This window comes from Mammaliicoccus sp. G-M28 (assembly GCF_022386595.1).
In the GTDB taxonomy this organism is placed as follows: domain Bacteria; phylum Bacillota; class Bacilli; order Staphylococcales; family Staphylococcaceae; genus Mammaliicoccus; species Mammaliicoccus fleurettii.
In genome coordinates this window covers 260590-273544 of sequence record NZ_JAJNIF010000001.1, presented here as the reverse complement: position 1 = coordinate 273544, position 12955 = coordinate 260590, and the positions used below count along the sequence as shown (strand labels likewise).

At 30.9% G+C, this 12955-nt stretch carries 12 protein-coding genes; 11 read left to right on the top strand and 1 reads right to left on the bottom strand.

The annotated features are described in order from the left end of the window. Positions 1-83: 83 nt before the first annotated feature. Positions 84-977 (bottom strand): nuclease-related domain-containing protein, encoded by an 894-nt coding sequence (locus LQ609_RS01260; RefSeq protein ID WP_208143950.1) that lies wholly within the window; start codon positions 975-977, stop codon positions 84-86. A 278-nt stretch (positions 978-1255) separates the two neighbouring features. Here LQ609_RS01260 and LQ609_RS12740 point away from each other — a divergent pair, with 278 nt between their 5' ends. From LQ609_RS12740 to LQ609_RS01210, 11 genes are all read left to right on the top strand, one after another. Beyond that, complete coding sequence (locus LQ609_RS12740) at positions 1256-1372, top strand: LPXTG cell wall anchor domain-containing protein (protein ID WP_078356097.1); 117 nt, start codon at positions 1256-1258, stop codon at positions 1370-1372. Positions 1373-1471: 99 nt separating this feature from the next. Beyond that, positions 1472-1960 carry a peptide deformylase gene (def, locus tag LQ609_RS01255; protein ID WP_078356098.1) on the top strand — a complete coding sequence of 163 codons (489 nt, stop codon included), beginning with the start codon at positions 1472-1474 and terminating at the stop codon, positions 1958-1960. Continuing rightward, the gene (fmt, locus tag LQ609_RS01250) at positions 1953-2885 is read left to right on the top strand and encodes a methionyl-tRNA formyltransferase (protein ID WP_078356099.1); all 933 of its coding nucleotides are present in this window, start codon (positions 1953-1955) and stop codon (positions 2883-2885) included. Before def ends, fmt begins: the two co-directional genes overlap by 8 nt. Beyond that, on the top strand, positions 2882-4192 hold the full coding sequence (gene rsmB / locus LQ609_RS01245; protein WP_078356100.1) for a 16S rRNA (cytosine(967)-C(5))-methyltransferase RsmB: 1311 nt from the start codon (positions 2882-2884) through the stop codon (positions 4190-4192). Before fmt ends, rsmB begins: the two co-directional genes overlap by 4 nt. Before the next feature lies 1 nt (position 4193). Further along, positions 4194-5285, top strand: coding sequence for a dual-specificity RNA methyltransferase RlmN (gene rlmN, locus LQ609_RS01240; RefSeq protein ID WP_078356101.1), 1092 nt, complete (start codon positions 4194-4196; stop codon positions 5283-5285). 3 nt (positions 5286-5288) lie between these two features. Then, positions 5289-6035, top strand: coding sequence for a Stp1/IreP family PP2C-type Ser/Thr phosphatase (locus LQ609_RS01235; RefSeq protein ID WP_107509144.1), 747 nt, complete (start codon positions 5289-5291; stop codon positions 6033-6035). Further along, the gene (pknB, locus tag LQ609_RS01230) at positions 6032-8017 is read left to right on the top strand and encodes a Stk1 family PASTA domain-containing Ser/Thr kinase (protein WP_239734245.1); all 1986 of its coding nucleotides are present in this window, start codon (positions 6032-6034) and stop codon (positions 8015-8017) included. Before LQ609_RS01235 ends, pknB begins: the two co-directional genes overlap by 4 nt. Before the next feature lie 159 nt (positions 8018-8176). Continuing rightward, complete coding sequence (locus tag LQ609_RS01225) at positions 8177-9373, top strand: hypothetical protein (RefSeq protein ID WP_078356104.1); 1197 nt, start codon at positions 8177-8179, stop codon at positions 9371-9373. A gap of 76 nt (positions 9374-9449) precedes the next feature. Further along, complete coding sequence (locus LQ609_RS01220) at positions 9450-10739, top strand: cytochrome P450 (RefSeq protein WP_078356105.1); 1290 nt, start codon at positions 9450-9452, stop codon at positions 10737-10739. Positions 10740-10894: 155 nt separating this feature from the next. After that, positions 10895-11575 carry a response regulator transcription factor gene (locus tag LQ609_RS01215; protein ID WP_078356106.1) on the top strand — a complete coding sequence of 227 codons (681 nt, stop codon included), beginning with the start codon at positions 10895-10897 and terminating at the stop codon, positions 11573-11575. Further along, a complete protein-coding gene (locus tag LQ609_RS01210) occupies positions 11565-12950 on the top strand; it encodes a sensor histidine kinase (protein WP_239734244.1) in 1386 nt (461 codons plus the stop codon). Before LQ609_RS01215 ends, LQ609_RS01210 begins: the two co-directional genes overlap by 11 nt. Positions 12951-12955 lie beyond the last annotated feature (5 nt).

The following is a 12955-nucleotide window of genomic DNA, read 5'->3' as shown; positions in this document are numbered from 1 at the left end:
GAGTTAGAAGCAAATTGAGAAGAAACTGCTGATAAGAGTGGTGTTAAAAGCAATTTGAGAAGAAACTGCTGATAAAGATATATCTATTTACTATCTAAAAAGAATTTTCTGTTTCTCCGTGTTAATGATAAAAAGTATTTCTTACAAACGCGTTCAATAGTATACTTTTTCACTGGATAACACCATGCTATAGCTTCTTCAAAAGTAAAACTGTCTCTCTTTATAATATAAAGCTCTTTTAAATTAAAGAATACTATATCTTCACATTTAATTTCCGACTTACAATATGAGCAACAATAAAGTGTTTTGTTATCTAATATTTTTATAGTATGCATTTTTCTACAGTTGGGGCATTTTATACCGGCATACTTTAAATCATATTTTGTCGTAATGTCTTTTTGATAATAAGTGGAGTGTTTCGATTCATTTTCTAGAAGTAAATTCAATATTTGATGGTTATCATTTGGAAGTTGTGGTGATAGTATTTTTGAGATTTTATCTAATTCATGTGGAAGTATTATATTTTGATTTTTTGGCCATGTTCCTAAAGGGATTAAATGAGGATTAGTAAATACGATGTAAGATTCAATATCTAAAAATATTCCACATCTATGAAGTAATTTTTGAAGCTCATGCTTTATATTACGGACTTGGATTATAGGAGATTTGGTTATAATTCCATAATTATTTTTCAAAGTATCATGTTCAAAGTACCATTCGTCTTTATAATGTTTAACTTCAAAAACAACAAACTTATTACTAGTAGCAACTAGAAAATCTATTTGAACATGATTAGTAGAACCAAATTCGAATGAGTGAATATAATAAATATTATTGAGAGAATTTAACATAGCAGTAAAATATTTCTCACCCTCCTCTCCATTATGATAAGTAATTAAAAAATTTCTTTCCTCTTTACTTAATAAAGTTCTTCCTTCCAGTGCAGTTACGTATTTAATATAATCGTTAGCTTTCATATGACTATCCTTTCTATATTGTTATAAAAAAAGTAGATTTACTTATAATTAGATTGTATAATATTATATAATTAACATCTACAATAAAATTCCATTTTTAATAAATAATAGGTATACATAGAAATCACCTTGAGACATAAAAATATGTTTAGGGATTAAAATCCAAATTCAAAGGTGTGAAGTGTTCGTATGTATAAGCAATTAATACTATCTTCTATTTTATGTTTCTAAACGTAGAACGAATGACTTGTTCGTCGGTCATCATTCAAGACCATTAGATGGTTTTACCTAATACAGGTGAAAGTGAAAATGGTATAATCCAATTTGCATTATTCTCACTTGTGATTTTATCTTTAGTTTGTGTGACAACTTTTTTAAAGAGAACTCAAAATTAAACAAATGTAATTAGCGATGGAGGATAAATATTCTCTGTCGCTTTTTATGTTGATTTACGTTATAATTATACGATGAGTTTTTAAAAAGGAGCGATAGAGATGGCTGTAAAACCACTTGTTACGGTACCAAATCCAATATTAAATAGAGAAGTTAAAGATGTTGTTACTTTCGATGAATCTTTAAAAGAATTGATTTCTAACTTAGAGGACACAATGTATGAAAATGATGGGGTAGGTATTGCTGCTCCTCAAATTGGTGTTGATCTTAAAGTTGCGATTGTTGATATGGAGCAAGAGGGTATTTTGCAGCTTATCAATCCAACAATTGTTTCTCAATCTGAAGAAACTGAAGCAGATGTAGAAGGTTGCTTGAGTGTTCCGGGTGTTTTTGGGGAAGTTAATAGAAGTAAAATGATTGTTGTTAATAGTAATGACTTGAATGGAAATAGTGTTGAATTAACGGCATACGATGATGTTGCTAGAATTATTTTACATGAGGTCGATCATTTATATGGTGAGTTGTTTACTGATAAAATGACGAGAGAAGTTAGTGAAGAAGAACTAGAGGAGATGTATAAGGATGAGTAAAATCGTATTCATGGGTACGCCAGATTTTTCTACAGGTATTTTAGAAATGCTTATTGAAGATAATGAAGTCATTGCTGTTGTTACTCAGCCAGATCGTCCTGTAGGTCGTAAGAAAGTACTAACGCCACCTCCAGTAAAAGAAGTAGCAATCAAACATAATATTCCTGTTTATCAACCTGAAAAATTAAATCATTCTTCTGAATTAGAAGAAATTATAAATTTAAAGCCTGATTTAATTGTGACTGCTGCTTTCGGGCAATTGTTACCAAAATCATTACTTGATGCACCGAAATATAAAGCAGTTAATGTACATGCTTCTCTATTGCCTAAATATAGAGGTGGAGCACCAATACATTATGCAGTGATGAATGGTGAAAAGAAAACGGGTGTCACAATTATGTATATGGCTGAAAAGCTAGATGCAGGTAATATCATTAGTCAAGATGAGATAATCATTAAAGAGAACGATACAGTAGGGGATGTTCATGATCAACTAGCAGTACTTGGTACAGAGTTATTGAAACGAACTTTACCTACTATTTTTAATGGAACGAACGAAAGTACACCTCAAGATGAATCTTTAGTAAGCTTTGCTTCTAATATTTCAAGAGAAGATGAAAGAATTGATTGGTCACAAGATGCTCAATCAATTCACAATCATATAAGAGGACTATCTCCATGGCCAGTTGCTTACACGACGATGAACGATAAGAATTTAAAACTTTGGAGAAGTGAAATTGTTGAAAATGTTAAAGGTGAACCTGGTGAAATTGCAGAAACGACAAAAGACTCTATAATTGTTGCAACTGGATCTGACAATGGTGTGGCTTTAACAGAAATACAATTAGCGGGTAAAAAACGCGTTAAAACACGTGATTACTTGAGCGGATTACAATCAAAAATTGATGGGACTAAACTAATATGATGAAAAACAATGTAAGATATGTTGCATTAACGATTCTAGACGATGTATTAACTGGAGAAGCATACAGTAATCTACAACTTAATGAAGCAATAAAAAATGAAGCAATTTCTAAAAAAGATGTAGGACTACTAACTGAACTAGTATACGGCACACTACAAAGAAAGCTTACTTTAGAATACTTAATAGAGCCATTTATTCAAACCAAGTTAAAAGGTTGGATGAAACGTTTATTAACAATGAGCGCATATCAGTTTGTGTATTTGGATAAAGTACCTGACCATGCAATAATTAACGAGGCAGTTAATATTGCAAAAGTACGAGGTGATTTGCATAATAGTAAAGCTATTAATGCAATTCTTAGAAACTTTATGTCATCTCCGCTAAGAACTTTAGATGAAATTAAACATGATGATAAACGATTATCTATTGAAGGAAGCGTACCACTTTGGTTAACTAAACATTGGATTACACATTTTGGTTATGAGAAGACAAGAGAAATGTGTTTATTAAGTTTAACGCCTCCAAACACTACTGTCAGAGTCAATACGACAAGAATATCGGTTGAAGATGCAGTTGAAAGATTACAAAGTAATGGTTATACTGTCGAAATAGATAAAGATATCGAAAGATGTTTACACATTAAAGGTGAACCAATCGTCAATGATCGATTATTTAAAGATGGGTTGTTATCTGTTCAAGATAAGAGTTCAATGTTCGTAGCAGAAATTTTAAATCCAAAAGAAAACAGTACTGTATTAGATACATGTAGTGCACCTGGCGGAAAGACTTGTCATATTGCAGAAATGATGAACCAAACTGGCCAAGTTGATGCATATGATATTCATCCCCATAAAATAGATTTAATTGATTTTAATGTCAAAAAATTAAGATTAGAAAATGTTACAACAGATGTTCATGATGCAACTAAACCATTTGATAAGACATATGATTATGTACTAGTTGATGCTCCTTGTAGTGGATTCGGTGTTATGAGAAGAAAGCCAGAAATTAAATATGATAAAACTGCTAAAGATGTAGAATCATTATGGCATTTACAATTAGAAATATTGGAAAATGCAAGTAAATCTCTAGCACCTGGTGGAGAGCTTGTTTACTCAACTTGTACGATTGAACAAATGGAAAATGAAAATGTTGTTTATTCATTTTTAAAAGCAAATCCAGAGTTTGAGTTTGCTCTATTTAATGATCCAAGAACCAATCAAGAAACAAAAACATTACAGTTATTACCGCAAGATTATAATTCAGACGGATTCTTTATTACTAAAATTAAGAGAAAGGAAAGATAATATGCCAGCGATACAGAAAAAGCGCAATAAATTTATGCCTAACTTCGAAAGACCTTCAATATACTCTTTACAGTTAGGAGAATTAGAAGATTGGTTGATTGATCAATCAGAACCGAAGTTTAGAGCTAAACAAATCTTTGATTGGTTATACGTTAAAAGAGTAGATGCTTTTAGTGAAATGACTAATTTATCAATAGAATTAAGAGAAAAATTAGTTCAATCATTTGAAATTACAACGTTAGAAGTAGCTGTTAAACAAGAAAGTAAAGACGGTACAATTAAATTCCTATTTGAATTACAAGATGGATATACGATTGAAACAGTTTTAATGAGACATGAATACGGAAACTCAGTATGTGTAACAACACAAGTAGGCTGTAGAATAGGTTGTACATTCTGTGCATCTTCTATAGGTGGGTTAAAACGTAATCTTGAAGCAGGAGAAATTGTGGCTCAAGTATTAACAGTTCAAAAAGCTTTAGATGAATCAGATGAACGTGTAAGCCAAGTTGTAATTATGGGAATTGGTGAACCATTTGAAAATTATGATGAAATGATGGGCTTCTTAAAAATTATTAATCATGATAAAGGCTTGAATATCGGTGCACGTCATATTACAGTATCTACATCAGGTATCATTCCTAAAATTTATGATTTCGCAGATGAATCTCTTCAAATTAATTTTGCGGTAAGTTTACACGCTGCAGATAATGAAACACGTTCAAGATTAATGCCAATAAACAGAGCTTATGATTTAGATAAATTAATGGAAGCTATAGAATATTATGTTAGTAAAACAAACAGAAGAATCACTTTTGAATATGGCTTATTTGGTGGCGTAAATGACCAAGTACATCATGCAAAAGCTTTAGCAAAATTAATCAAAAATTTAAATTGTCATGTTAACTTAATTCCAGTAAATCATGTACCTGAACGTGATTATGTTAAGACTTCAAAAGAAGATATCTTTAAATTTGAAAAAGAATTAAAAAGAAATGGCATAAATGCTACAATTAGACGTAATCAAGGTGCAGATATCGATGCTGCATGTGGTCAACTAAGAGCAAAAGAGCGAAAAGAAGAAACGAGGTAAGAAATCATGGAAGCACGTTTTTTTACAGATGTCGGTCAATTTCGAGAACAAAATGAAGATGCAGGTGGTATCTACACGAACCAAACTGGGCAAGTCCTATTAGTGATTTGTGATGGAATGGGTGGACATGCTGCAGGTGAAGTTGCAAGTCAATTTGTGAATGATTCACTAAAGGATAGATTCGAAGAAGAAAATTATATTGAATATGATCATGCTGAAGATTGGTTGAAATCCAATCTTGCAGATATTAATAGACAATTATATAACGAGTCTATGAACAACGAAGAATTTAGAGGCATGGGTACAACTTGTGTTTGTATAATTGTATATGAAAAAGATATCGTTGTTGCTAATATAGGTGATTCACGTGCTTACCTGATTAACAGTCGTGAAATGATGCAATTAACAAATGATCATACATTTGTTAATCATCTTGTTACGATTGGAGAAATATCTAAAGAAGAGGCTTTTACACATCCTCAAAGAAATATAATAACGAAAGTAATGGGTACAGATAAACGAGTTAAGCCAGATGTTTTTTACTATAACACTAAATATTATGACTATCTTTTATTAAATTCTGATGGTTTAACTGATTATTTACGTGAAGATGATGTACAACAAATTATTATGACTCATAAAGGTTCAACGGAAGATATAGGTGAAACACTTATAGAAGAAACCATTGAAGCTGAAGGTAAAGATAATATTTCTTTAGTATTATACCCATTTGAAGGTGGGAAAATATGATAGGTCGCATAATCGCCGGTCGCTATGAATTTGTGAAATATCTAGGTGGCGGTGGCATGAGTAATGTTTATTTAGCAAAAGATAACATCTTAAACCGTGATGTAGCGGTTAAAGTCATCAATATACCGCCATATGAAAAAGAAAAAGCAGTTGAACGTTTTGAAAGAGAAGTTCAGAACACAACTATTTTGAGTCATAATAATATTGTGAATGTGTTGGACGTTGAAGAAGATGATAATTGTTATTACTTAGTTATGGAATATATAGATGGTCCTACATTAAAGGAGTATTTATGTAAAGAAGGTAAGTTATCTGCAGAAGAAGCGGTAGAAATGACGCTTCAAATATTAAAAGGCATTGCACATGCACATCATCATCGAATTATTCATAGAGATATAAAACCACAAAATATTTTAATGACTAAAAAGGGTACTTTAAAAATATTAGATTTCGGTATAGCTAGAGCTTTAAGTGAAACTGCATTGACTGAAACGAATCATGTAATGGGATCAGTTCAATATTTATCTCCTGAACAAGCTAAAGGTCAATCTACTGATGAATCATCTGATATATATTCAATTGGTATCGTATTATTTGAATTGTTAACAGGACATCCGCCATTTAATGGAGAAACACCTGTAAGTGTTGCAATTAAACATATTCAAGAAGAACTGCCTTTTGTTCGAAATGAACGACCATCAGTACCTCAAAGTTTAGAAAACGTTATAATGAAAGCAACACAAAAAGAAAAAGCTTTAAGGTATCGTGATACTAATGAAATGTATAATGATTTATTAACGGCTTTAGATGAAGAGCGTAAAGATGAAACACCAAGATACGAATCGAGTTCTGAAACAAAGACAATACCTGTCGTAAAAACTGATGACAATGGAGACCAAACCAAGACAGTTCCAGTTGCAGATACAGGTCACAGTACTTCAAACAGTGTAAATCAAGAAAATGAAAAACCTAAACATAAAAGAAACAAATGGTTAATTGTCTTTGTACCAATTCTTTTATTATGTATGCTAGTTGGAGCTATAGGATTTGCTTTAACGGCACCTAAATATGAAGACGTACCAAACTTACTAGGCAAATCTAGAGGTGAGGCAACTGCTTTATTAAATGAAAAAGGATTGCGTAAAGGAAAAATCACTGAAGACTATAGTAATAACTTCAAAGAAGGCGAAGTTATGAAAGTTACACCTAAAGTAGGTACGAAAGTAAAAGAAATGTCTAAAGTTGATTTAGTTATTTCAAAAGGTGTTAAGACATTTACAATAGAGGATTACGTCGGTAAATCAGCTGATAATACTAAAAAGCAATTAGAGAAGCAAGGCTTTGAATCTGTTCGAATAAAAGAAGAATATGACAAAGCTGAAAATGGTACAATTATTAACCAAAATGTTGAACCAGGTAGTAAAGTAGTGCCTAAAGACACGATGATTATATTAACAAAATCAATAGGTGTACAACAAGAATATGTTAAAGACTATACTGGTGAAGAGGTTGCGACAGCAACTTCTGAACTAGAATCATTAGGATTTAAAGTTGAAACTAATGAGGTTGACAGTGAAGAATCAAAAGATACTGTAGTTAAGCAGTCATTTAAAAATGGTCAACTACCTGTTGAATCCACGATATATCTTGATGTGTCAAAAGGCAAAGACTCTAACAAAGACAAATCTGATGATAAGCAAGGCGACAAATCTGATGATAAAGACAGTCTTAGAGACAAGACTTATACTCAATCTGTTTATATACCTTTTACAGGATCAGATAAGAATAAAGGTCAAAAAGTAGAAATTTTTGTAAAAGATAAAACTAATGATATAAAAGAAGTATCTGATTCATTTACTATTAAGAAAGATACAACGAAAAGTATTGATTTCACGATTCCTAAAGGTGAATCAGCTGAATATCGTGTAGAAGTAGACGGTAAAGAAATAGAAAGCAATACAATCGATTACGATGATTTTTAATTAATAATATAGCTATTTTCATAACTTGCCAATGTCTTGATATCATCCTTTTTAGACATGTTAGTTGTGGAAGTAGCTTTTTTTATAATTTTTTATATTTTTAATTGATTTAATAAGCGGTTATTAGTAAAATTTAGAAAATGAATCCGAGGTGAAAATATGCTTCCATATGTATCTTTGTATGAATATATGCACAAACAGGTTGAACATGCTATTCAAAATATTGATGAGAAGTATAATATCTATGACGAATATAAAAATATCGTTACTTCACCACAATTAACGGACCAAGTATTTATAGAAGTAATGAATAATTATTTCTTTGATATTGGTCTATTTAATACGAAAATAAAATCTTTAAAAGAACCTGAAAAACAAGTTGGCATTAAAGTTAGAGCAACTAAAGATTCGCTTGTAGTAACAGAAGTTATAAATGATATTCGCTTTGTATTAGGCGATGAAATTGTAACATTATCTGGAGATCCTATAGAATTTTGTAGGAAGCGATATAAACGTTTGTTAGGCGATGAACCTTATCATCGTGAAGAATGGGAACATATTTTGACGTTTCAAAGTGAAGTGGATGTAAAGAGAAGCAATCAGTATTATCATTTTGAATTGAAAAAGTATCAATTAAATGATGAGGCTTCGATCAATGTGTATATTAAAGAAAATACACCTATTGCAGAGTTTGTTGGTAATATTACGTTTGAACAAACTGTGGAAGCTTTATATCAATTATCCAAAATTAAACAGTCATCAAAGGATATAATATTTGATTTTAGGAAAGCAACTTTTGATAAATTAAGTATTGCAGAATTTCTTATTCCATATTTTTATGAAATTGGCAATCAAGAAACAATATTAACTAGTGACACACATATAGTGATTGACCGTGAACGACATAAATCGTTATATAAACAAAAAATAGAACGAATTTTTAAACAATGCGAAGAAATGAATGAACAAGCATTTTATCAAAATTTAATGGATCAACCTTCAGGTAACTGGGAATATTTTGATGACAATAAAATCGACTTTATTGGTTTAAGTCGTTTTGAAAAAATAACGATTTTAATTGATAAAGATACTGAAAATGCAGCTGAATGGTTAGTTTATAAAGTATCAAATTCGGGAATTGTTAATCTTGTAGGACGACCAACTAAAGGTAATTTGAAATTTTTTAATTTAGTAGATGAAGTTATAGACCAAAGATTTGTATTAACGTTTCCTGTCGAGAATGTGAACAATGAAATAAAAGATGAAGTTATATACCCGGAAATATTAATCGAATGGTCAAAAAGACACGCAATTGTAGATAAAGATATAAAATTTTCAATTGATAATAGTAGTTGATTGATTATTTTCCAAGAAAATGAAATAATATGTAAGTATATGAAATTTACAATAATTTTTAGGGGGCAATGATTTTATGGGTAAGCAAATACCAAAAGATCGAGGGCTTGATAGTACATTTAAAGTTTTAAAAGAAGGATATAATTATGTGCCTAGTAGACTTGAAAAATTTGATTCTAATATTTTCGAATTAAGAGCTTTAGGCGGAAGAAGAACAGTAGTAATTAGCGGTAAAGAAGCTGCAGAGCTTTTTTATAACAATGAGTTAATTGAAAGACAAGGAACATTACCTAAACGTGTTGTAAATACTTTATTCGGTAAAGGTGCTATACATACTACTGGTGGTAAAAAACATATAGACCGTAAAGCTCTATTTATGTCTTTAATGACTGAAGAGAACTTAGACTACTTAAGAGAACTTACACGTAGTACTTGGTTTATGAATACTGAACGTATGGAAAGAATGGATGAAGTAAATGTTTATAAAGAATCTATAGTCTTATTAACTAAAGTAGGATTTAGATGGGCTGGTATCATTGCTTCTCCAGAAGAAATTGAAAGCTGCGCGAAAGATATGGATACAATGATAGATTCATTTAAAAATATCGGTACAGCATTTAAAGGTTATAAAGAAGCTAAACAAGCTAGAGCTAGAGTTGAAACTTTCCTTGAAAATCAAATTATTGCGGTACGTGAAGGCAAATTAACGCCTCCACAAGGTACAGCTTTACATGAATTTAGTCATTGGGAAGATTTCGAAGGTAACTTAATGGATTCTAGATTATGTGCTATTGATTTAATGAACGTAGTACGTCCTCTAGTAGCGATTAACCGTTTCGTTAGCTTTGGTGTTAAAGCGTTACATGACTATCCAGGAGAAGCTGAAAAAGTCTTCAATAACGAAGATGACTATGCTTATAAATTTGTGCAAGAAGTAAGAAGATTCTATCCTTTCGTGCCATTCTTACCTGGTAAAGCGGCAGTTGATATTGAATTTGATGGATATACTATTGAAAAAGATACTTTCTTAATAATGGATATTTACGGAACATTGCATAAAGAAGGTTTATGGGAAAATCCTGAGAGATTCTATCCTAACCGTTTCAGTGATTGGGATGGTAGTCCGTTTGATTTAATTCCACAAGGTGGCGGAGATTATAATACAAATCACCGTTGTGCTGGTGAATGGATGACAATCATCATTATGGAAGAATCAATGAAATACTTCGCAAGAAATATTTCATATGATATGAAACAAGACCAAGATTTATCTGTGAAATTAAACAAATTACCTGGTCGAGTTGTAAGTGGAACAATTATTGAAAATGTAAATGCGTTAGTTAACCGTAACGTAGAATCTGTTTAATAACTTTACGCTATTTCAAATAGTTAAATGTAATTGGCTACCAACAAAAAATATAATTTGTTGGTAGTCTTTTTTTAAGTGAAGCGTTATATATTTGAGTTTTTTGTAATAAATACACAACATATTTGGTATCATTATAGGAAAGAGGTGATAACATGGTAACTTGTTTAGTAGTCGATGATGATCGATTTATATTAAATGATTTGAAAAGAGAAATAGAACGTGAAAATATAAATGTTGTAACTAGCCTCAGCGGAGAAGAAGCATTGGAAGTTGTTGAACATAAATATATAGACTTAGCTGTTGTAGATATTATGATGCCAGGTATGAATGGTTTTGAATTATGCCAAACGCTTAAAGAAAGTTTTGATATTCCAGTTATCATGTTAACTGCTAGAGATGAACTGAGTGATAAAGAAAATGCTTTCTTAGCCGGAACAGATGATTATGTCACTAAGCCATTTGAAATGAAAGAGCTTCTCTTTAGAATTAAGGCTGTTTTAAGAAGGTTTAAAATTAATTCTTCAAGTGAATTAAAAATAGGTAACACGCTTGTGAATTCTGTTGATATGGAAATAACAATTAACCAGAAATCAATGCTGCTACCTAAAAAAGAATTTGCACTTTTGGATTATTTAATGAGAAATAAAGATAAAGTATTGCAAAGAGATAAAATTATTGAGGTCGTATGGGGCATAGATTTTGAAGGTGATGAACGAACACTTGATGTCCATATAAAGCGATTAAGAAAAAGACTAGAAAAGTTGGAGAGCGATGTCTTGATAAAAACAGTGAGAGGCGTTGGTTACAAGGCGGTGCTTGAAGATGAAGTTTAAATCATTAGCACAGCGCATTACAATTTATACAATCGTAGTTATGGCAGTCAGTTCAATTTTAGGGTTTATTCTGACAAATATATACTATCACATAGATTTAAAAGAAAAGAATGACTATAAAGTTACAAAAACTTTAAAACAAGTTCAAAAGTATATTGATAAAGATAATGAATTGGATTTGAATGCATATTTACAACATTTAAGTGAACTGCATTATCAAGCTATTTTATACGATGATAAGATGGAAGCAACATATTATGGTGATCATTTTAGAAAATATAATTTAAATGTGAAAGCTGTTAAACAAGTATTGAGTAGTAACACGTATCATGGAATAAAAGAACGCCCATTTAATATTTTTATAACAGGGTTCTTTGACAATGAAACACGAAATACTGTTGGTGTGAAATTAGAGCATCAAGGAGCGGAATATGCTCTGTTTTTAAGACCAAGTGTCGGCTTAATGCTAGGTGAATTTAGAATATTTTTAGCGATTTTACTTGTGCTATTGGTCATTATTTCATTAGTGTTAGTGATGTTTTCAAGTCACTCACTTGCTACGCCAATCAGAAGATTAATGAAGACGACAGAGTCATTAGGTAAAGGTGATTTTGATGTGCAAATTAAAGTAACAAGAGACGATGAAATCGGAATTCTACAATATAGATTTATTGAAATGAGAGACGAGTTAAAACAACTTGAAACAATGCGCCAATCTTTTGTACAAAACGTATCTCACGAAATAAAATCCCCATTACAATCTATTCTAAGTTTGTTAAGAGAACTAGAATACGAAGAAGTTGAAAGTAAAAGAGTACAAATCATAGAGGATATATACGGTAGAGCATATCGCTTAAGTAATTTGACGAAACAACTATTATTATTATCTGAATTAGATAATAGCGAACACCTTTCATTTAATGAGACTGTTGAATTAAATAAAGTAATGAAAGAAGTCGTCAGAAATTTAAATTATTTATTAGACGAGAAAGAAGTATCTATAATTTTTGATATGGAAGAAATAGTAATTCAAGGTAATAATAAATTGTTATACCAAGCATTTTATAATATTTTAAATAATGCGATTAAATATTCTCCAGAATATAGCATGATTCAAATTAAAGTATTTCAACAAGATGACTTTATAACTGTAGCAATCATTGATGAAGGTTATGGAATGTCACAAGAACAATTAAGTCAGATTAAAGATAGATTTTATAAAGGGGATCAATCACATAATGTGCATGTTGATAGTAATGGTCTAGGTTTATCGATTGTTGATTCAATTGTTGAACATCATGATGCTCATATTTTCTTTAATAGTGAAGTTGATAAAGGTACTAAAGTTACAATTTTGTTCAAAAATAATGTGTGATGACT